The 21,245-nt window shown below is 71.7% G+C and carries 16 protein-coding genes; 10 read left to right on the top strand and 6 right to left on the bottom strand.

Annotated elements, in window-relative coordinates; all coding sequences use genetic code 11:
* Positions 1-63 precede the first annotated feature (63 nt).
* Both Q9S71_RS06470 and Q9S71_RS06465 read right to left on the bottom strand, forming a co-directional pair.
* On the bottom strand, positions 64-2,367 hold the full coding sequence (locus Q9S71_RS06470) for a rhamnogalacturonan lyase (protein WP_311861276.1): 2,304 nt from the start codon (positions 2,365-2,367) through the stop codon (positions 64-66).
* 429 nt (positions 2,368-2,796) lie between these two features.
* Complete coding sequence (locus Q9S71_RS06465) at positions 2,797-3,798, bottom strand: LacI family DNA-binding transcriptional regulator (protein WP_311861273.1); 1,002 nt, start codon at positions 3,796-3,798, stop codon at positions 2,797-2,799.
* Positions 3,799-3,904: 106 nt separating this feature from the next.
* On the opposite strand from Q9S71_RS06465, the gene Q9S71_RS06460 reads away from it, so the two are divergent.
* The 8 genes from Q9S71_RS06460 (at position 3,905) to Q9S71_RS06425 (ending at position 11,472) form a co-directional block, all read left to right on the top strand.
* Complete coding sequence (locus Q9S71_RS06460; protein WP_311861271.1) at positions 3,905-4,270, top strand: L-rhamnose mutarotase; 366 nt, start codon at positions 3,905-3,907, stop codon at positions 4,268-4,270.
* Positions 4,267-5,433: an L-rhamnose isomerase gene (gene rhaI / locus Q9S71_RS06455; RefSeq protein ID WP_311861269.1), complete on the top strand. Its 1,167-nt coding sequence runs from the start codon at positions 4,267-4,269 to the stop codon at positions 5,431-5,433. The genes Q9S71_RS06460 and rhaI overlap by 4 nt, the downstream gene beginning before the upstream one ends.
* 7 nt (positions 5,434-5,440) lie before the next feature.
* Complete coding sequence (locus Q9S71_RS06450; RefSeq protein ID WP_311861267.1) at positions 5,441-6,298, top strand: alpha/beta hydrolase fold domain-containing protein; 858 nt, start codon at positions 5,441-5,443, stop codon at positions 6,296-6,298.
* Entirely contained in the window at positions 6,295-7,716 is a 1,422-nt protein-coding gene (locus Q9S71_RS06445) for a rhamnulokinase (protein WP_311861265.1), read from the top strand. Before Q9S71_RS06450 ends, Q9S71_RS06445 begins: the two co-directional genes overlap by 4 nt.
* 39 nt (positions 7,717-7,755) lie before the next feature.
* On the top strand, positions 7,756-9,075 hold the full coding sequence (locus Q9S71_RS06440; RefSeq protein ID WP_253035821.1) for an MATE family efflux transporter: 1,320 nt from the start codon (positions 7,756-7,758) through the stop codon (positions 9,073-9,075).
* A 28-nt stretch (positions 9,076-9,103) separates the two neighbouring features.
* Complete coding sequence (locus Q9S71_RS06435) at positions 9,104-10,528, top strand: AAA family ATPase (RefSeq protein ID WP_311861263.1); 1,425 nt, start codon at positions 9,104-9,106, stop codon at positions 10,526-10,528.
* Complete coding sequence (locus Q9S71_RS06430; RefSeq protein WP_311861261.1) at positions 10,528-10,938, top strand: hypothetical protein; 411 nt, start codon at positions 10,528-10,530, stop codon at positions 10,936-10,938. The genes Q9S71_RS06435 and Q9S71_RS06430 overlap by 1 nt, the downstream gene beginning before the upstream one ends.
* Before the next feature lie 105 nt (positions 10,939-11,043).
* Positions 11,044-11,472 carry a hypothetical protein gene (locus Q9S71_RS06425; RefSeq protein WP_311861259.1) on the top strand — a complete coding sequence of 143 codons (429 nt, stop codon included), beginning with the start codon at positions 11,044-11,046 and terminating at the stop codon, positions 11,470-11,472.
* A gap of 3 nt (positions 11,473-11,475) precedes the next feature.
* On the opposite strand, the gene Q9S71_RS06420 is transcribed toward Q9S71_RS06425, so the two are convergent.
* Positions 11,476-12,117 (bottom strand): TrmH family RNA methyltransferase, encoded by a 642-nt coding sequence (locus Q9S71_RS06420; RefSeq protein ID WP_311861257.1) that lies wholly within the window; start codon positions 12,115-12,117, stop codon positions 11,476-11,478.
* Between the two features lie 218 nt (positions 12,118-12,335).
* On the opposite strand from Q9S71_RS06420, the gene Q9S71_RS06415 reads away from it, so the two are divergent.
* Together Q9S71_RS06415 and Q9S71_RS06410 are read left to right on the top strand one after the other, a co-directional pair.
* On the top strand, positions 12,336-13,607 hold the full coding sequence (locus Q9S71_RS06415) for an Nramp family divalent metal transporter (RefSeq protein ID WP_311861255.1): 1,272 nt from the start codon (positions 12,336-12,338) through the stop codon (positions 13,605-13,607).
* A 10-nt stretch (positions 13,608-13,617) separates the two neighbouring features.
* Positions 13,618-14,262, top strand: coding sequence for a metal-dependent transcriptional regulator (locus Q9S71_RS06410; RefSeq protein WP_311861253.1), 645 nt, complete (start codon positions 13,618-13,620; stop codon positions 14,260-14,262).
* 1 nt (position 14,263) lies between these two features.
* Here the strand turns inward: Q9S71_RS06410 and Q9S71_RS06405 are convergent, their stop codons facing one another.
* The 3 genes from Q9S71_RS06405 to Q9S71_RS06395 form a co-directional block, all read right to left on the bottom strand.
* A complete protein-coding gene (locus Q9S71_RS06405; protein ID WP_311861251.1) occupies positions 14,264-15,196 on the bottom strand; it encodes a class C sortase in 933 nt (310 codons plus the stop codon).
* A 10-nt stretch (positions 15,197-15,206) separates the two neighbouring features.
* Positions 15,207-16,694 (bottom strand): SpaH/EbpB family LPXTG-anchored major pilin, encoded by a 1,488-nt coding sequence (locus Q9S71_RS06400; protein ID WP_311861249.1) that lies wholly within the window; start codon positions 16,692-16,694, stop codon positions 15,207-15,209.
* A 74-nt stretch (positions 16,695-16,768) separates the two neighbouring features.
* Positions 16,769-20,818 carry a beta strand repeat-containing protein gene (locus Q9S71_RS06395; RefSeq protein ID WP_311861248.1) on the bottom strand — a complete coding sequence of 1,350 codons (4,050 nt, stop codon included), beginning with the start codon at positions 20,816-20,818 and terminating at the stop codon, positions 16,769-16,771.
* Between the last annotated feature and the right edge of the window lie 427 nt (positions 20,819-21,245).

Raw genomic sequence — 21,245 nt, 5'->3', positions numbered from 1 at the left:
CGGAGCTCCCGCAACGAAGAAGGGGCGGATGCCACCGGCATCCGCCCCTTCTCACGTCACCGATCAGCGCAGCGGCACCTCCGCGAACGACATGTCGGACGCCAGGTAGAAGTCCGTGTACGCGGGCTGGTTGTACGTCGTCTGCTGACGCGCGATCTCGGCCCGGTACTGCGGGTCGTGCATGAGCGTGTAGAGCTTGTGCTCCGTCGGCTCCGTCGAGACGTAGATACGCAGCGCCGACGAGTCCGCCGTGCGCACGAGCAGCTCCTCGCGCCAGTCCCCCAGCACGTCGGCCACGAGGGACGGGTTGCCCTTCGTGCCGTTGTTGGTGAGGGTTCCGGATGCCGTGAGCATCGTCCCGCGCGTCCAGTCGTCGATCGTGGGGGTCACGGTCTGCGCGCCGTTCACGATCTGCGTCGTCAGGTCGCCGGCCCAGCGGATCGACATGTTCGTGCCGGGGTTCGTGGGCTGCAGGATGTCGCCGTCGGCGGAGAGGAGACCCGAGGCATCCGTCCCTGCGGGCATGCTCGACCAGGCCTCGACACCCGAGACGTCGGGGCGGACGTCGCCGACCATGCCGCGGCCGGTGTCGCGACCGGAGTAGGCGCCGAAGAGCACCTCGCCCGTCGCGGCATCCCGCATCGCCGTCCCGTACGGGGCGTACGCGCCGCCCTCGTGCACGGTGAAGATCTCCTTGCCGGGGCGGTTCGGGTCGAAATCGCCGACGTGCATCGCGTCGCCGTGTCCGAGGCGCACGTTCTCGCCGGGCGTCGCGCTGCCCGCGGGCATCGTGTCGAACGAGGAGTACAGCAGCCCACCGTCGTCGTCGAGGGTCGCGGAGCCGTAGACGATCTCCTGCTTGCCGTCGCCGTCGACGTCGGCGGCGCTCAGGCTGTGGAAGCCCTGCGTGGTGAGCGTGCCGTACTCCGGGTCGGTGCCGTCGCGCCCGTGCGGGCCGTCGTTGAACGGGTTCGTCATCGGCACGTGACCGCTGTCGACGAACCAGCGCTTCACGAGGTGCTTGCCGTTCCAGTCGTACGTCGCGACGGTCGAGCGCGTGTAGTAGCCGCGGGCGAACACCGCGGACGGACGCTTCCCGTCGAGGTACGCGACGCCAGAGAGGAAGCGGTCGACGCGGTTGCCGGGCTCGATGCGCGACATCGCGTAGTCGCCCCACAGCAGGCCGTCGTCACCGCGACCCGGTTCGTAGCGGACCGTCTCGAGCTCCTTGCCGGTCTTGCCCTCGAACACCGTGAGGTACTCGGGACCGTCGACGATGAAGCCCTCGAAGTTGCGCAGCACGTTGCGCGCGGAGCGCGACGGCGCGTAGACGTCGATGAAGTAGTCGACGAGCTCCTCCGCGTCGGCGCGGCTGAGCGGGTAGTCGTACCGCGGCTCCGTGCCGAAGGCCTCCTCGAGCGTCGCGGGCCACTGGCCCGAGACGACCTCGGGCCGCTCCGACCAGCCCTGGAAGACATCGGCAAGGTGCGAGGCGTAGTCCTCGGCGCTCAGCCGGTAGTCGTCGGAGTGTGAGTAACCGGCCTTGCGGTCGGCCTTCGGCATCGTGACGTACTCGGCCTTCTTGGCCTTGCCCTTCTTGTACTCCGTGCTCTTCGTACCCGGCGCCGTCTTCATCATGATCTCGGCCTTGCCGTCACCGTCGAAGTCGTAGACGAGGAACTGCGTGTAGTGCGCACCGGCGCGGATGTTCACACCGAGGTCGATGCGGTTCAGCAGCGTGCCGTCGAGCTCGTACGTGTCGATGTAGACGGGCCCGGTATAGCCGACCTGCGAGACGTCCTTCGAGTTCGAGGGGTCCCACTTGACGACGTACTCGTACGCACCGTCGCCGTCCACGTCGCCGACCGACACGTCGTTCGCGGAGTAGGTGTATGCCTCGCCGGCCGGCGTAACGCCGTCGGCGGGCTTCGTGAGGGGGATGTCGAGGAACGGCGACCCCTGCACCGTCACCTTCTCGGACGGCTTGCCCTCGCGCTTGCCCTGCAGCGGCGAGACCGTGTAGCGCGAGCGATCGGTGCCGTCCGGGTCGACATAGGTCGTCGAGTCGGTGACGGTCGCGATGCGCTTGCCGTCGCGCTTCACGACGAAGTCGGTGCCGGTGAGGCCGGTCGCAGAGGCGCCGGTCGCCTCGTTCTTGAAGAGGCGCCACGTGAGGTGGATGCCGCCTTCGCCCGGCAGCGCGACGAGGCCGCGGTCGAGCTTCTCGAGCTGCGGCGAGGCGCCGGGATTCGGCTTGCCGGGACCGTGTCCCGGGTGGGCGATCGCGGCCTGCGCCGGGACCAGGAGGGCCGCGGCGGCGAGCGCGGCGACGACGGACGTGCGGACGGGTCTTCTCATGCTGTTCATCCTTGAACTCTCGATGGAATGCGCTTTCCCCCGTGCGCACCCCGAGCCTAGGCGCGGTGTTGAATCGTGTCAACGGATGCCCGCATCCCCCCTCAGCCGCGCGGCACGAACCGCGGATATCCGAGCGGAACGCGGCCGAGGCAGCGCCGCACGCCGCCGGCTGCGCCAAAACCCCGCGATTGGTGCGGCGCGACGCCTCACCGACGTCCGGATCACGCAGGCGCGAGCGCTCCGGCGCCTCGCCCCTCTCGGCATCCCGCCCACAGCCCTGCGGCACGAACCGCGGAGATTCGCGGGGAAACTCGCTCGGATTCCGCCCGACACGCCGCGGACAGCGTCGATCTCCGCGGACAGTGCCGCGCGCCGAAGCTCAGCCCCGCCGCCCGACCCGCCGCAGGCCCGCCGACGACGACAGTGCCCCGCCGAGGCTTACCCCCCGGTCGAGGCCCGGACGACGAGCTCGGGGCGGAAGCGGATGCGCTGCGGCGCGGCATCCGGGTCCTCCAGCGCGGCGAACAGCGCGTCGACGGCGGCGGCGCCGATCTCGCGCGCGGGCTGGCGGATCGAGCTGAGCGGCACGACCGTCGACTGGGCGAAGTCGATGTCGTCGTAGCCGATGAGGGCGAGGTCCTCGGGCACGCGCAGCGATCCGAGGATGCCGGCACCCTGCAGGACCCCGACGGCCACCAGGTCGTTGGCGCAGAACACGCCGTCGGGCCGGTCGACCCCCGCGCGGTGGGCGAGCTCCTCGCCGACGAGCCGCCCCGCGAGCACCGTGAGCTCGTCGGTCGGAGCGACCTCGAGCGTGGCGTCCGGCACCTCGGCGAGCGCGCGTCGGGCACCGTCGAGGCGGTCCGCCACCTGGCGGACGGATGCCAGGCCCCCGGCGAACAGGATGCGGCGGCGCCCCTGCTGCAACAGGTGCTGCACGGCCAGGTATCCGCCTTCGACGTCGTCGACGGCCACCGAGGGCAGGTCACCGTCGGCTTCGGCGTCGAGGAGCACGACGGGCACCCCGGCGGTCTCGAGCATCGCGGCGCGCGTCTCGTCGAGCGCGATCGGGGTCAGCAGCACGCCGTTGACGCGCTGCTCGCGGAACAGGTCCAGGTACGTGTTCTCGCGGGCGGCATCCTGTCCGCTGCTGCCGAAGAGGACGATCACCCCGTGCTCGGCGGCGCGTTCCTCGGCGCCGCGGGCGACCTCGGCGAAGAACGGGTTGGCCGAGTCCAGCACGACCAGCCCGATCGTGCGGCTACGGCCGGCGCGCAGCTGCCGGGCGGCGTCGTTGCGGACGAAGCCGAGCTCCGAGATCGCGGCGTGCACGCGTTCGACGGTCGCCGGGGCGACCTTCGCCGGACGGTTGAGGACGTTCGAGACGGTCCCCACCGAGACGCCCGCGGTGCGAGCGACGTCCTTCACACTGACTGCCACGTGACCTGCCTTGACGGATGCTTCGGACCCACGTTACTGTTCTGATTCTTGAATCGTTTCATAGAACGCTTCCCCGATCAACGACCCGCGCTCACGAAGGAGTGACATGCCCCGCGTCGCCTTCCAGCTGCAGATCGACCCCGCACTGATCGACGAGTACGTCGCCCGCCACACCCCGGTCTGGCCCGAGATGCTCGCCGAGATCGCCGCCGCGGGTCGTCGCAACTACTCGCTCTTCCTCGGCGACGGCGGTCGCCTGTTCGGCTACTACGAGGTCGACGACGACACGGCCGCGCAGGCCTACCTCGCCGCCTCGCCCGTCGCCGCGCGGTGGGAGGCGGAGATGAGCCGCTTCTTCGTCGGCCTCGAGGGCCGTCCCGACCAAGCGGCGACACCGCTCGTCGAAGTCTTCAACCTGCACGACCAGTTGGCGGCCGCCGCCGACGCCCCTTCAGAAAGCGACCCGTCATGACCACGCTCTCCCCCGAGATCCTCACCCAGCTCGAAGGCCAGGGCATCGAGCTGCCCAGCTGGGCGTTCGGCAACTCCGGGACCCGGTTCCGCGTGTTCGCGACGGCCGGCACCCCGCGCGACCCGTTCGAGAAGATCGCGGATGCCGCCGAGGTCAACCGCTACACCGCGCTCGCTCCGAGCGTCGCGCTGCACATCCCGTGGGACAAGGTCGACGACTACGCGGCGCTCCGCCGCCACGCGGAGGACCTCGGGGTGCAGCTGGGCACGATCAACTCGAACACGTTCCAGGACGAGGACTACAAGTTCGGCGCGCTGACCCACCACGACGAAAGCATCCGCCGCAAGGCGATCGACCACCACCTCGAGTGCATCGACATCATGCACGAGACGGGCTCGCGCGACCTCAAGATCTGGCTCGCCGAGGGGTCGAACTACCCGGGCCAGAACGACATGCGCGGCCGTCAGGACCGCCTGCAGGACTCGCTGCAGCAGATCTACGCGCGCCTCGACGACGACCAGCGCCTCGTACTCGAGTACAAGTTCTTCGAGCCGTCGTTCTACCACACCGACGTCCCCGACTGGGGCACGTCGTACGCGCAGGTGGCCGCCCTCGGCGACCGCGCGATGGTCTGCCTCGACACCGGCCACCACGCCCCCGGCACGAACATCGAGTTCATCGTCATGCAGCTGCTGCGCCTCGGAAAGCTCGGCTCGTTCGACTTCAACTCGCGCTTCTACGCCGACGACGACCTCATCGTGGGCGCCGCCGATCCGTTCCAGCTGTTCCGCATCCTCGTCGAGGTCGTGCGCGGCGGGGGGCTGAACAACCCCGACGTCGCCTTCATGCTCGACCAGTGCCACAACATCGAGGACAAGATCCCCGGCCAGATCCGCTCGGTGCTCAACGTCCAGGAGATGACGGCCCGCGCCCTCCTCGTCGACCGCGCCGCGCTCGACGCCGCGCAGCAGGCCAACGACGTCCTCGGAGCCAACGGCATCCTGATGGACGCCTTCTACACCGATGTCCGCCCCGCCCTCGCCGAGTGGCGAGCCTCGCGCGGACTTCCCGCCGACCCTATGGCCGCGTATGCGGCATCCGGTCACCTGCAGAAGATCGCCGCCGAGCGCGTCGGCGGCACGCAGGCCGGCTGGGGTGCATGATCGACCGATGAGCGACACCCCCACCCCCTACGGCGCCGCCGGCGGACTCGTCCGCGTCTACCCCGCGCGCGTGATCGAGCGCCCCACGCCCGGACTCGTCTGGCTGCACGGCGGCGGGTTCGCCGCCGGCGACATCGACATGCCCGAGGCCGATCACGTCGCACGGACGTTGGCGGATGCCGGGACCACGGTCCTCTCCGTCGACTACCGTCTCGCGCCCCTGCCGGACGGGTGGGAGCCTCCTGCCGCCGAGCCCGGGCGCGAGCGTGCCGGGTTCCCCGCGGCATCCGATGACACCCTCGCGGTGTGGGACTGGCTGCACGCCGAGGCGGCCACCCTCGGGGTCGACCCGGCGCGCCTCGCGATCGGCGGGGCGAGCGCCGGAGCCAACATCGCGGCCGGCGCCGTGCTGCGCCTCATCGCGAACGACCGCGCGCTGCCGGCGCTCGTGCTGCTGGCCTATCCGACGCTGCTCGCCGAGCAGCCCGACCCCGACGAGGCGCTTCGCGCCGCACTCGACGCACAGCCCGAGGCGGACCGGTTCGGCCGCGACGCCGTGCTCGGCATGTACGAGAACTACCTCGGCGGATCGGTCGTGGGCGCTCCGCTGGCCGCGATCCCGGGCCTCGCGACGGCCGACGAGCTCGCCGAGTTCCCGCCGACGCTCATCGTCGCGGGCGACGTGGACGAACTGCGGGTCTCGAGCGAGCACTTCGCGCGCACCCTGGCCGCCGCCGGCCGCGAAGTCGAGCACGTCATCGAACCGGGCACCGACCACGGGCACTTGAACCGTCCGGACGAGGGGGATGCCGCATCCCTCACCCTCGCTCGCTTCGCCGCACGGCTCGCGGCACTGTCCTCGTGAGCGGCGCACCGGGGACGGTCGCGGCCGTCGACCTGGGCGCCACGAGCGGACGGGTGATCGTCGGCCGCGTCGGCGCCGACACTCTCGAGACGACCACCGTCGCGCGCTTCGCGAACGAGCCGGTACGCCTGCCCGACGGCCTGCACTGGAACCTGCTCGGCCTCTACGGATCGGTCCTCGCCGGACTGCGCGAGGCCCTGCGCGGCGACGCGAACGTCGCGAGCATCGGCGTGGACTCGTGGGCCGTCGACTACGGCCTCGTCGCGAGGTCGCGCCTGCTGGGCGAACCCTTCCACTATCGCGACGAGCGCACCGCGCGCGGCGTCGAGGCGGTGCACCGGACGCACCCGCACGAGGTGCTGTTCGCCCGCAACGGGCTGCAGTTCCTGCCGTTCAACACGCTGTACCAGCTCGCCGCCGAGGACCGCGACCTGCTCGCGCTCGCCGATCACGCGCTCCTCATCCCCGACCTGATCGGGTTCTGGCTCACCGGGCAGGCGCGCACCGAGCGCACGAACGCGTCGACGACGGGGCTGCTCCGCGCCGACACGGGTGAGTGGGATGCCGACCTGATCGCCGCGCTCGGCCTGTCGCCGCGTCTGCTCGCACCGCTCGTCTCGCCGGGTGAGACGGTCGGCGACCTGTCGGCGGAGGTCGCCGACGCCCTCGGCGCGCAGGCCACGGTCACGGCCGTCGGGTCGCACGACACGGCATCCGCCGTCGTCGCCGTGCCCCTGGCGTCGCGGGACGCTGCCTACATCTCCTGCGGCACGTGGGGCCTCGTCGGTGTCGAGGTCGAGCGCCCCGTGCTGACGGAGACGGCCCGCGAGGCGAGGTTCACGAACGAGGGCGGTGTGGACGGCCGCATCCGTCTGCTGCGCAACGTCATGGGGCTCTGGATCCTCAGCGAGACCGTGCGCGGTTGGCAGCGCGAGGGCGAGGCCGTCGAGCTCGGCGACCTGCTGGAGGCCGCTGCGGCGGTGCGGCAGCCCGTCGCGGTCTTCGACGTCGACGACCCCCGCTTCCTCCCGCCGGGCGACATGCCCGCGCGCATCGCCGCGTGGTGCGACGAGCACGGCGTGGCCGCGCCGCGGAGTCGCGCCGAGATCGCCCGCAGCATCGTCGAGTCGCTCGCGCAGGCGTTCGCCGACGTGGCGCACGCGGCGGGCCGCGTCGGCGGAGTCGACGTGCGCGTCATCCACGTCGTCGGCGGCGGCGCGCTGAACGAACTGCTGTGCCAGCGGACCGCCGATCGCGCGGGCGTGCCGGTGCTCGCCGGCCCCGTCGAGGCGACCGCGCTCGGCAACATCCTCGTGCAGGCGCGCGCGGCGGGCCTCGTGTCCGGCTCGCTCGAGGCGCTCCGCGACCTCGTCGCCCGCACGCACCTGCCGCGCCGGTACGAGCCGCGCACCGGCTGAGGGCGGGCTGCGTCGCCGCCCACCCCTAGGCTGAAAATCATGGCCGCGCAGACCCTGAACCGCGAGATCCTGCGCCTGGCCGTCCCCGCGCTGGGGGCGCTCGTGGCCGAGCCGATGTTCCTGATCGTGGATGCCGCCCTGATCGGCCACCTCGGTGTCGTGCCGCTCGCGGGGCTCGGGATCGCGAGCGCCGTGCTGCAGACGATCGTCGGACTGATGATCTTCCTCGCCTACTCGACGACGCCCGCCGTCGCGAGGCGCTTCGGTGCGGGCGACAGTCGCAGCGCCGTCAGCGTCGGGATCGACGGGCTGTGGCTCGCCCTCGGGCTCGGGGCGCTGCTCGCCCTCGCCGGCTCGCTCGCGACGCCGTGGCTCGTCGACCTCTTCGGTCCGACGCGCGACGTCGCCGAGCAGGCGGTGACCTACCTCGCCCTGTCGATGTGGGGCCTGCCCGCCATGCTCATCGTCTTCGCCGCGACGGGGCTGCTCCGCGGCATGCAGGACACGGTCACCCCGCTGTGGATCGCGGGCCTCGGGTTCGGCGCCAACGCGCTCCTGAACTGGCTGTTCATCTACGGGTTCGGGTGGGGCATCGCGGGGTCGGCCGCCGGCACGGTCGCCGCGCAGTGGGGCATGGTCGCCGCGTACGCCGTGGTCATCGGACGCCTCGCGCGGCGGCACTCGGCATCCGTCCTGCCCCAGCGCGAGGGCGTGCGGGGGTCGGCGCGGTCGGGCGGGTGGCTGTTCCTGCGGACGGTGTCGCTGCGTGCGGCGCTCCTCGCGACCGTCGGCGTCGCGACGGGTCTCGGCACCGACGAGCTGGCCGGATGGCAGGTCGCGTTCACGATCTTCTCGACGGCGGCCTTCGCCCTCGACGCGCTCGCGATCGCGGCGCAGGCGCTGATCGGCCGCGGGCTCGGCGCGAAGGACGAACCGTTCGTGCGCCGCGTGCTCGGCCGCACGGTCGCGTGGGGCGCCTGGTTCGGGGTCATCGTCGGCGCACTGATCGCGGGCCTGTCGGGGGTCATCGGTCTCGCGTTCACCGGCGATCCGGAGCTCGCCGCCCTCATCCAGCCGGCGCTCCTGGTCCTCGCCCTCGCGCAGCCGATCTGCGGCGTGGTCTTCGTGCTCGACGGCGTGCTCATGGGAGCCGGCGACGCGAAGTACCTCGCGATCGCCGGCGGCCTGAACCTCGTGCCGTACCTGCCGGTGCTGGTGATCCTGATCGCCGTGCACCCGGCCGGATCGGGCGGGCTCGCGTGGCTCGCGGTCTGCTTCTTCGGCGTCTACATGCTCGCGCGCCTCGTGACGCTGGGCTGGCGGGTGCGGCGGGCCGAATGGCTGACCGTCGCGGTGTGACGTCACCGCCGTCCCCTAGAGTGCGGGCATGGACCCGCGCGACGACGACTTCCTGAAGGACCTGCACCGCCTGGTGCAGCGGTTGAACCGGATGCCGGAGGCCGAGGACGCCCCACTGACCCCGCTCGGCGAGCGGGTAGCCGACCACCTCGGCGCCGACCCGACCGGGCTCCCGATGGTGTCGGAGTCGGTTCCGCCGCACCGGCTCGTCGACCTCGACCTCGCCCTCGACGCCCTCGCCGGCGACGACGCGGAGGTGCTCGGCCTGCGCGGCGGCCGGCACCTTCGCCACGAGGAGTTCGCCGGCCTGCTCGCGTCGCCCTACGCCCGCATCCAGCCGGGACCGGTCGAGTACGTGTCGGTCCCGACCGGGCCCGACACGAGCCGGCAGACCAAGTCGACGGCGCTCCGCCTCTTCCGTGTCGACGGGATGCCGGTGGCCGCCCTGCAGCGCGCGGCCGACCCGCAGACGGGTCGCGAGACCGCGACGCTCGACGTCGTGGCGGCGTCGCCCGCGGTCGCGTCGGGCCTGCTCGCGGAGGTGCGCCGACTGATGGCCGAGCTCAGCGTCGTCCGCGGCAACGTCGTGAGCTTCGCGCGCGGCGAGTTCGGGCACCACGGCATCGGCAAGATGACGTTCCTCGAGCGACCGACCGTGACCGCCGATCAGGTGATCCTGCCCGACGGGCTGCTCGACCGCATCCGTGCGCACGTCGTCGACATCGGCGGCAGGGCGGGCGACCTCCGTGCGCGCGGGCAGCACCTCAAGCGCGGCGTGCTGCTGTACGGCCCTCCCGGCACGGGCAAGACGCTGACGATCCGCCACCTCATCCACGAGACGCCGGGCACGACGGTCGTGCTGCTGCAGGGCGCGGCGCTCGGACTGATCGGCGAGGCGGCGGCGCTCGCCCGGGCGATGAGCCCCGCGCTCGTCGTGCTCGAGGACGTCGACCTCGTCGCCGCCGACCGCGGCGACTTCGGTCTGCAGCCGCTGCTGTTCGAGGTGCTCGACGCGCTCGACGGCCTCGACGGCGACGCCGATGTCGCATTCGTCCTCACCACGAACCGGGCCGAGATCCTCGAGCCGGCGCTGGCCGCCCGCCCCGGCCGCGTGGACCTCGCGCTCGAGATCCCGCTGCCCGACCTGCCGGCGCGGCAGCAGCTGTTCCAGGTCTACGGCGGCGGCCTGCCGCTGTCGGCCGAGGCGCTCGCGACGGCCGCCGAGCGCGCCGAGGGGGTCACGGCATCCTTCGTCAAGGAGGTCATCCGCCGGGCGGTGCTGCGCGCCGTCAGCGACGACCGCGACGTGACCGACGACGACCTCGCCGTGGCGCTCGACGCGATGCTCGAGGACACCCGCGGCATCTCGCGCGTGCTGTTCGGCGGCGACGCGGCGGCCGACGCGCAGGCCACCGGTGGGCACGGGTCCGCGGAGTTCGGGATGTTCGGCTGATGCGCCGGCGGGGGTCGGTGCTCGTGGCGACCGTCGTGGCCGTCGCCCTTGCCGGCTGCAGCGGCGGCAGCATCCTGGCAGGGAGCACGGCGCAAGGGGCGTGCGAGGCGCCGACGCTGACGGTGTCACCCGAGACGGCGGCGCCCGGCGAGACCGTCGCCGTGACCGGCGCCGGGTGGACCGTCTGCAGCGACACTCCGAACGACCCCTCGGGCGAGGCACCCTGGCGGGAGGTGACCGTCGAGCTGCGCCAGGACGGCGCATCCCGTGCGCTCGGCACCGCGTCGATCGAGGACGGCCGCCTCGACACGGAGGTCACCGTCCCCGCCGATGCGCGACCCGGGTTCGCCCTGCTGGTCGTCGGCCGAACCGACGCCACCTACACCGTCGCCCTCACGATCGAGGACTGACCACCGGCGGGGGTGCCGACGGTGTGGACGACGGCGACACCCGCACACTACGGTGGCGGAACGCCCGCACCTTCGGCTGCGGCGACCGATCGGGGGACCGGACAGATGACGAAGCCGCACCGCACGACGACGCTCGGAACGATCCTGGTGGTGGTCTCAGGGCTCGGTGTGCTCGTCGCCGCCGGCGCCCTCGCGACCTATCTCGTTACATCCGACAGCACCACGACCGAGCTCGCGATCGTCGTCGGCGGCGCAGGGACGGCGACGGTCGCCGGCATCGCGGGGGTGTGGCTGCACCGCATCCGCGTCGTCGTCTCCATCCTCGCGACGCTCGGCTACCTGCTCGCGGGCGCCATCCTCACCGTCGGCGCGGCGGCCACCCTGCACGACGCGGGGCAGGGCGGCTTCGCGAACATCGGCGCCGCCATGCTCCTGCTGGTGGGTGCGGTGATCGCGCTCCCGGCGCTCGCCCTGACGCTCGCGCTGGCGTTCTTCGTCGTGCGCGACGGGCGCCGCCCGACGGTCATCGCCTGAGCGTCACGCGTAGCGCCGGCACCACTCGTACATGACGACCGCCGCGGCGGCCGAGGCGTTGATCGACCGGGTCGACCCGTACTGGGTGATCTCGACGACTCCGGATGCCGCGGCGAGCGCCTCGGGCGACAGCCCCGGCCCCTCCTGGCCGAACAGGAGGACGCACCGCTCGGGCAGGTCCGAGCGGTCGACCGGCACCGAGCCGTCGACGTTGTCGATCGCGAGGATCGGGAGCCCGGCGGCATCCGCCCAGGCAGCGAAGGCCGCGACGTCCTCGTGATGGCGGACGTGCTGGTACCGGTCGGTCACCATGGCCCCGCGACGGTTCCAGCGCCGTTTGCCGATGATGTGCACCTCGGCCGCCCCGAACGCGTTGGCGCTGCGCACGATCGAGCCGATGTTCATGTCGTGCTGCCAGTTCTCGATCGCGACGTGGAACGGATGCCGCTTCTCGTCGAGGTCCGCCACGATCGCCGCCATCGTCCAGTAGCGGTAGCGGTCGATCACGTTGCGGCGGTCGCCGCCCGCGAGCAGGTCGCGGTCGTACCGCGGGTCGTCGGGCCAGGCGCCCGAGCCGCCCGGCCACGGACCGACGCCGACGGGGAGCTGCGCTTCCGCGTCTGACGGATCGGTCTGCTCGGGCACCGGTCCAGGCTAGCCGCGCGCGGCGCCGTGCGCCCCGTGCACCCGTTCGTCGCCGAATCACCAGCCGCGTGCCGAATCACCATCGGAATGCGCGCATTCGAATGGTGACTCGGCAGCCGAGTGGTGATTCGGCCCAGGGGGCGACGCCGCACGCGCGCCGTGCCACGCGCGCAGCAGCACGAGCACCGGATCGCACCCGGTGCGCTAGATTTTTCGGTATGCCGAAAAATCTAGCGCCTGCAGACACGCGCACGCGCGCGGCCTGGCTGCTGGGACCTGCACTGGTCGCCGGGGTCGCCTACCTCGACCCGGGCAACGTCGCGAGCAACATGACCGCGGGCGCCCGCTACGGCTACCTGCTCGTCTGGGTCGTCGTGCTGGGCAACGTCATGGCGTGGCTCATCCAGTACCTGTCGGCGAAGCTCGGCATCGTCACCGGGCAGAGCCTGCCCGAGGTGCTCGGCAGCCGCATCCGCACCAACACGGCGCGTCGCGCCTACTGGCTGCAGGCCGAACTCGTCGCGATGGCCACCGACGTCGCCGAGATCATCGGCGGCGCCGTCGCGCTGTGGCTGCTGTTCGGCGTCCCCCTGCTGTGGGGCGGGCTCATCACCGGCGCGGTCTCGATCGCGCTCCTGCTGATCCAGTCCCGTGGCGGGGCGCGCAGCTTCGAGTTCGTCATCATCGGGCTCATAGCGATCATCGCCCTCGGCTTCACCTACGGCGTCTTCATCGGACCGCCCGAGTCCGCCGGCGTCGCCCGGGGCCTCCTCCCCCGGTTCGACGGCACCGACTCGGTGCTGCTGGCGGCATCCATCCTCGGGGCGACGATCATGCCGCACGCGATCTACGCGCACAGCTCGCTCGCCCGCGACCGCTTCCGTCCCGCCGAGGAGCGTAAGAGGACGGATGCCGCGGCCGCAGACGCCGCGATCGACACCCGCCGCATCCTCCGCGCCACCCGGTGGGACGTGACGATCGCGCTCGCGATCGCCGGCACCGTGAACCTCTGCATCCTGCTGCTGGCGGCGGCGAACCTCGCCGGGGTCCCCGGCACCGACAGCCTCGAGGGCGCCTACGCGGCGCTGCAGGACGGCATCGGACCGGTCGTCGCGACGCTGTTCGCCGTCGGCCTGCTCGCGAGCGGACTGGCCAGCAGCGCGGTCGGCGCCTACGCCGGGGCGGAGATCATGCACGGGCTCCTGCGCGTCCGCATCCCGCTCCTCGCCCGCCGCCTCGTGACGCTCGTCCCCGCGCTCGCGATCCTCGCCCTCGGCGTCGACCCGACGTTCGCGCTCATCCTCAGCCAGGTGATCCTGAGCTTCGGCATCCCGTTCGCGCTCATCCCCCTCGTCGCGCTCACCGCGAAGCGCGACGTGCTCGGCGGGTACCGCAACCGGGTGTGGACGACGGCCGCAGGCATCCTGGCCTCGGTCTTCCTCGTGACGCTCAACGCCCTGCTGCTCTGGCTGACCCTCTTCGGCGGATAATCTGGGGTCCGTGCCCGCCTCCGTGTCCACGGTCGACGATTACCTGAAGACGATCTACCACCACACCGAGTGGCAGACCGATCCCGTCACCCCGTCGGTGCTCGCCGCCGAACTCGGACTCGCGCCGTCGTCGGTCACCGAGATGGTCAAGAAGCTCGCCGCGCAGGGCCTCGTGGCGCACCGCCCGTACGGACCGATCTCGCTGACGGATGCCGGGACCCGCCGCGCGACCGCGGTGATCCGCCGCCACCGCCTCATCGAGACGTGGCTCGTGCGCGAGTTCGGCTACGCATGGGACGAGGTGCACGACGAGGCCGAGGTGCTCGAGCACACGATCAGCGACCGCCTGCTGGCGGGCATCGACGCACGGCTCGGCCACCCGCGGTTCGACCCGCACGGCGACGCGATCCCGGGGCCCGACGGCAGTGTCGAGCGCGAGCCGTTCGTGCTGCTCGCCGAGGCGACGATCGGGCACACCGGCCGCGTGCTGCGCGTCTCGGACCGCGACCCCGCGCTCCTGCGCTCGCTCGAAGAGATCGGCATCGACGTCGGCCACACCCTGACGGCGACGGGGCGCGACGCCGTGCAGATCGACGGCGGTCCGACGATCGAGCTGCCGCCGGCCGCCGCACAGGCGGTCTGGCTGACCGCCTGAGTCAGCCGATCTCCGACTCGACGGGCGCCGGCCCCGGCACAGGTCGCACGGGTCGGCCCGACCACCAGATGTAGAGGCCGACGATGAGGACCGCGCCGCCCGCGCCCACGGCCCACCAGGCGAAGCGAGGGATCTCGGGACGCTCGCCCGCGGCATCCAGATCCTTCTGCGGTGTCGGGATGATCCGTTCCGCGGTGACGAGGATGCGGTGGCTGTTCACCCCGAGCGGCGTGCAGGTCACGAGCGTCATCAGGTCCTCGCCGACGCGCGGGAACAGCGATCGGGTGTCCTCCGGCTCGACGACGCGCGTCTCGATCACCCGGTACGACAGCACGTCGCCGAAGACCTCGACCGTGAAGGTGTCGTCGACGGACACCTGGTCGAGATGGGTGAACAGTTCGGCCGACGCCAACCCTCTGTGGGCTGTCAAAACCGAGTGCGTGCTCGGTCCGCCCACGGGGAGCGCCGTGCCCTCGAGGTGGCCGACCCCCGCATGGAGCACCGCTTCGCTGGTGCCGTGATAGATCGGCAGGTCCAGGTCGATGACGGGGATGCGGAGCCGCGCCATGAGGCCGCCGTCGGCACCCCGCAGCTGCGACGCGTACGCGTCGCCCTGGTCAGGGTCGTCGGCGATGGGCAGGCGCTCGTTGGCGCCGATCTGCGCACCGGACTGCGCGAGCCCGGCGTTGTACTCCCGCGCGTCCTGGAGCTTCTGCTCGATCGTCCCCGCACCCAGGTCCTGAACTTGATCGCCGTACCCGTCGATGCGCTGCGACTGCTCGTACTGGCTGAACCAGGCCGCCGCGGACGGGTAGAGGAGCAGCCCGACCGCGATGAGCGCTCCGATCCCGATCAGCAGCGACACTGCGGACAACCGCCACCGCGCACGACGACGGAGCTCCCCCCGCGAGGGGAGCTCCGCCGTCGCCGTCACGTCCGCCAGGTCACACCGTGGCGCGAGCCGCCGCGGCGCGACGGCGCGAGAGGAGCAGTGCCGCGCCGAGCATGGTCATGAGCAGCGCCCCGCCGGCGATGCCGAACCAGCGCGCTCCGTCGCCACCCGTGAGGGGAAGCTGCCACGCGGGCACCTGGTTGTGCGCGAACTCGACGTAGTTCGAGATCGGCGGCACCGTCGAGGTCTCACCCGCGACCACCTGCGTGAAGATGCGATCGGGCGAGGGCAGCTGGAACCCGGCGGGCGGCGTGATCTCGCGGACCCAGTAGTTGCCGGGTGTGATGATCGGGATCTCGACGTAGCCGTCGGCGCCCGTCGTCCACTGCGAGATCCCGTCGATGAGGATCGGGTTGACGCCACGGGTGGCGTCCGCCTCGTTCAGGAACACCTGGTAGACCGCGCCGGCCAGCGGCACGCGATCGTTCGCGGGCCCTTCGTAGGCGAAGACCGTGAGCTGACCGATCGGCGTCACACCGGTGACCGTTTCAGTCGCGCCGTTGATCGTGCCGGTCGCGGTGTTCACGATGCGACCGTCGGCGGGGATCGCGACGGCCCGGGTGAGCACGTTGAACGTCACGACGCCGCCCTGCAGCCCCGTCAACCGGGTGAGCCCGCTGGAGGTGAACTCGAGCGTCAGCGTGCTGCCGTCCTCGACGAGGTTGTAGTCCGCGCCCTCCGTGAAGGTCTGCGTCAGACCGGCGGTGTTCGTGACGACGACGTTCGTCGGCGCGACCCCGGTGGGCGGGTCCTCGACGTACACGAGCTGCGACGGGATGGTGTCGGCCAGCTCGAAGGTGTCGATGCTGTCCCCCGCCGCGAGGGTCGGGATCGCCGAGGCGATCGCCCACCGGATCAGGTCGGGGTTGCGCGCCTCGGCCGAGTTCGCCGGAGCGGGGACACGGGTCTTGGTCACGTCGGTCACCGCGTTCTTGGGATACACGTGCACGTCGTAGATCCACTCGTTCGCGGGGGCGCCTCCCGGTCCGGTCGGGAACGGGAGCGTCACGAGGAACGGCGCCGACGGGTTGGTCGCCTCGTCCGGCAGGACGGTCTCGGTGACCAGGTACAGACCGATCGGCATGTCAGCGGGGAACGTTGCGATGCCGGTGCCGGGTGCCGAAGGCGTCGAGGTGAACGTCGTCCCCGACAGACGGCCGGCGGCGGCCGCGGGGGTCAGGTTACCGGCGGTCGACCACCCCGTCGGGGTGGTGAGATCGACGTCGGCGACGAGCGCCGCCGTGAACTCGGCTCCGGCCAGCGGGGTGCCCGCCGGCGGCGTGCCGAGCTCCTGCCCGGTGCCGATCTCCTGCGGGCTCGACGGGCTCAGCGCGTACTTGTGCACGGTGAGCGAGCGAGGGATGTCGGGATCAATGTTCCCGGGTTCGGCGTGAGCCGGTGTGACCGCGACGAGCGCCGCGGCGGCCCCGATGGCGAGGGCGCCGAGCACGGCACTCACTCGCTTGCGGATGCTGGACATGGTTTCTCCTGTCTGGAAGGGCGAAGTGATGCGAGGGATGATCGCCACCGGTCGGCGGCGACGTAGGGGAAGGATCAGGTCGGCTTCCTCCTTCGCTGGGCGCGGAGGAGGGCGAGGACAGCGACGAGCAGGAGCATTCCGCCGCCCGCGAGGGTGAAGGCGTCGGCGCCGGTCCCTCCGGTCAGCGGCAGCGTCGTCGGCTGCACAGGTGCGTTCACGAACCGGTAGACAGCGCTTCCGCCGGCGGCAGGCGCGACGATCGTGGCCGAGGGCACCGTCGTCCACGTCGATCCGACCAGACGTTCGAGTCGAAGGGTCTGGTAGGCGAGTCGCGAGCCGGGTCGGGTCGTGTCTTCGGTGAGCGTGTAGCCGTGACCCGGCCGGGCCTCGAACGTGCTCGCCGAGTTGGCGGTGCCTGCGTAGGCGGCCCCCACCCGGCTCTCCGTCGGCAGCGAGGCGCCTGCGAGGACGTCCGGTGTCGCGGTGATCGTCCAATCCGCGGGGCGGAACCCGTCGGCAGCGCCCACGACGTCCTTCACCACGGTGATCGTCGAGGTCGCGTTGGTGACGGTGCACGTCGCGTTCGCGCCCGCCGGGAGGACGACGTCCGATGCCGCGCTGACGGCGATGGCGGCGCCGGTCTGATCGACGCACTGCCATGCGCCGGTCTGGATGTACGTCGCCCGCGGACCGGTTTCGGCCAGACGGTAGGCCACGCCGGGGGTGACCGGCACGGACGACACCGCTCCGGTGCCGCCGCGACCGCGGGGGCCGGTGAGCGCGCTCGAGCCGGCGGGCGCGGTCGCCGACAGCACCCAGTCGCTCGGTACGGCAGATCCGAAGGACACGACCTTCTGGAGCGTGAGGTTGGCCGCCGGGCGGTTGACGATCGTGCAAGCGACGGATCCCCCGGACGCGATACCGGTGAGGGATGCCGACACGATGCTGCCCGTCGTGGTGAACGTCACGGGCGTCGCGGTGCCGTTGACGGTGCACGATCCCCGGTCGAAGACGTACCCGGTGCGTTGCTCCTCGCTGATCGTGAGGGTCGCGCGTGAGGCCGTCGAACCGAAAAGGATGCTCCACACCGCTCGACCTGAACTGTCCGTTTGCTGGCGCGGGGCCTCCGACGGCAGCACGGTGGCCGAACCCGTCGTGGCGACGACCGCTGCACCCAAAGTCCAATCGGCTGCGGGCGATGTCGCACCCGACAGGGGGTCAGCCACGAGCTTGGTGAGCGTGACGCTGGTCGCCGGTCGTGGTGAGTTGAAGATGGTGCAGACGACGTTCACGCTCTGCCTGTTCGGGATCGTGACCGACCCCGATGGGGAGGCTGCGTTGCTCAGTCGCACACCGTCCGCCCAGCACTCGTTGACGACGGTGTACACGCCGATCGTCGACGTCGAACCCGACGCCATCGCCTCGGTGAAGCTGAAGGTGGTCCCGACGCTTGCCGGCAGAGGACCGATCTGGCGGCCCTGGCGACCGGTCGCCGATCCCGCGGTCGTCGTGCTCGCGACGGCGACGCTCCCGTTCGAGAGGGAGAGCGTGAACTGGTCCGCAGCGGCGGCGCGTCCGACGACGTTCTTCAGGACGGTGATCGATGAGGGCGACGTGCACGAGGCGAGGTCGGTGTGGGCGATCGTCGTCCGGGACGATCCGGGGATACGCGCCCACGTGCTCGCGTCGAATTCGTAAGCCACGGTCGCGCTCGACACGTACGCCGTTCCCCGAGGCGAGAAGGCGAGACCGTTGGCCGCGCCGAAGGCAGGGGTGGTGTCGAGTCCCGACAGGGTGCGGGAATTCGCCGCGCCGACGGGGAGTGCGCCGCCGTTCGCGGCTGCGATGCTCTCCGCGGTGAGCGTGAAGATGACCGCGGAACTCTGGTTGTTGGCGTCGACGGCCGCGCCCAGCACGTAGAGGTTGCCACGGGAATCGAAGGCGAGGTCGCCGTTGCCGTCGGGAGAGCCCGTGGTCGCGAAGTTCCCGAGGTACGAGAATCGAGACGCGGCCGGCGCCGACTCCGTGAAGCTCCACAGGTGGAAGGTGGAGCCGCTGTACTTGCCGAAGACGTACCGCCCCGAGCGGGGGTCGACAGCGCCGGCCACGAGCGACCCGGCCGTCTCCGTGCCCCCCGCCACGGTGGTGTACGCGGTTCCCGCGAGGGTCTGGAACCCCGTCGTGGGAGTCCACTTCAGGATCGCCGTCACGTCGGTCGCGTCGGACGATCGCTGGAGTGCATAGGCGACCGTGCCGGAGGGCGCGATGCCCAACCCGTTGGCGTTCGTCCCGGTGTTCCACGTGCCGACGGTGGCCGTCGCGCCGGTGACGATGTCGCCCTGGACCAGGGCACCGTCCCCGGTCAGCGCGTAGTAGTGATTCGTGTCGCACTGCAGCTGGGTGGCCTGCGGCGTGTTGACGAAGGTGCAGACGACCTGCGCCCCTTGCTCGCTCGGCAGCGTCAGCGAACCCGACGGCGACGTGCCCGCCGCGATCACGGTGCCGTCTCGCACGCATTCGTAGCTCGCGGCGTAACCCAGCCCGGCACCGCTTGTCGGTGCCTCGTAGATGGTCACCGTGGCACCGGCGGTCACCGTGAGAGGCCCGACCTGCGCGGGCTGGACACCGACCGCTGTGCCCGAGGTCGTCGCCGAGGCGAGGACCGTCGACCCGTTCCGCACCGAAAGCGTCCACTGGTCCCCGGGGGCGGTTCGAGCGGTGACGTCCTTCCGCAGCGTGATCGTCGTCGCCGGCTGGACCGTGACCGTGGTCGCCGGGGAGACGATGAGCCCGTTCGAGGTCACCGTGCCGCTCGAGTACGTGCCCGCACTGGCGGCGACGACGTTGACAGTCACGGTGCACGACGTGCTCCCCGAGGCGAGATCGCCGCCGGTCACGGCGATCGAGCCCGATCCCGCTGCGGCCGCCACCGCGAACGCCGTGCCGGCGGTGTTCGTGCAGGTCCCGGCGACCGACGGTGCGGGCGCGACCACGAGCCCGGTCGGCAGCGTCGCGGTGAAGTTCCAGTCCGTCTTCGCGAGCAGGTCGGCAGTGTTGGTGACCGTGTAGGTCAGGGTCGTCGGCGTCGTCGCGACGGCCGGAGACGGGGAGAATGCGGCATCCAGGGCCGGAGAGACGTCCAGTACCCGGAGGTTGTCGATGCCGAAGGCGCTGCCGGCACCCGTCGTCGTGTTCGTGACGCGGACCTGGGCACCCGCGATCTGTGCGGGCGTCAGCAGCGCGGTCCCCGTGCCGGTGAACGTGGCGGCCCGTGCGGACGCCGAGATGGCCGGATCGACGATCCCACCGAGGTTCGGGAGCGTCGCCTGAGTGGGAGAGGCGTAGAAGACGCTCCCTGTCGCGGCGCAGGGGACGGCCGCTGACGGAAACCCTGCGAGGAGGGAGGTGGCGCCGGTGAACAGCGACATCGACAGCGCGGCGTTGTTCGTGCCGCATTGGGCGCCGGCCGCGTCGAAACGGAGGGCGTAGAAACGCGATCCCGGCGCGGTGACGCCGATGCCGGCGGTGGACTGTGCGACGGTCGTGCCGCCGGTCACGGTCGTGTACGGGTATCCGATGAGAGCGTGATTCGCCTGGGATCCCGATGAGCCGGCGGTCGATCCGTTCACCGGGGCGTTCGCGGCGGTACCTCCGGACACGCCCGCCGCGACCTGGCCGAGTGCGTCGGCGATGCGACGGGTCTCGCGCGCGGCCAGCGACGACTGACCGGCGACGAGGTAGGGCTGTGTGGGGCAGAACGAGGAGTTGGGGTAGGGGGCGGTGAAGTTCACGAGCACACCGGTGCAGGAGGTGCCGGTCGCCCAGCCCGTCGAGGCACCGTACCGGCTCGACGCGTAGGCGGTCAGAGCACTGGGAGCGGTCGTCGTCAGTCCCTGCTCGAAGGGCTCGATCCACACCTGTCGGGGCGCCTCGGGGATGCCTGCGGCGAGGATGCCGATCCGTGCGGCGGGTGGCGCTCGAGCCTCGCCCGGTGGGGGACCCGAACCCGGCGCCGTCTCCGTCGACTCCTCCGCGGGGGGCGGCGTCCCGGGTTCCTCGTCCTCGGCGGACTCCACCTTCTCGCCGTCCTTCTCGGCGGTGCTCGAGCCGTCGTCATCTGCCACCTCGCCCGGATCGTCGGAAGCAACGGGAGGGGCGACGGGGGGATTGTCGTCCGTCACCGGTGCGGACGGCGAGGGTGAGGGGGACGGTTCCGCTTCAGGGGTGGGCTCGGGGGTGGGCTCCGGGGTCGTCGCGGGGGTGGGCTCCGGGGTGGGCTCCGTGAGTGGCGTGTCCGAGACCTCCGGCGACGGTGCGGGTGACGCGGCAGCGCCTGCGGGGCTCCCCAGGCAGCACAACGCGAGGACGGCAACCAACGCGGACACGACGGACACCCGCGCGTGGTGGACGGTGCTGGCCCGCGATGTGCGGGCGCGACGAACGTCGGTCATGTGGGGAAGCCGAATCCGATGGGGGCGGACGAAGGCGCGGGTGGGGGCCCGCGAAGACATGGTCGAGAGTGGGGACGCCCGACCGGATGCGGGACTTCGT

The organism is Microbacterium gawkjiense (genome assembly GCF_031932225.1).
GTDB classification, from domain to species: domain Bacteria; phylum Actinomycetota; class Actinomycetes; order Actinomycetales; family Microbacteriaceae; genus Microbacterium; species Microbacterium gawkjiense.
This window is presented reverse-complemented; position numbering and strand designations above follow the sequence as displayed.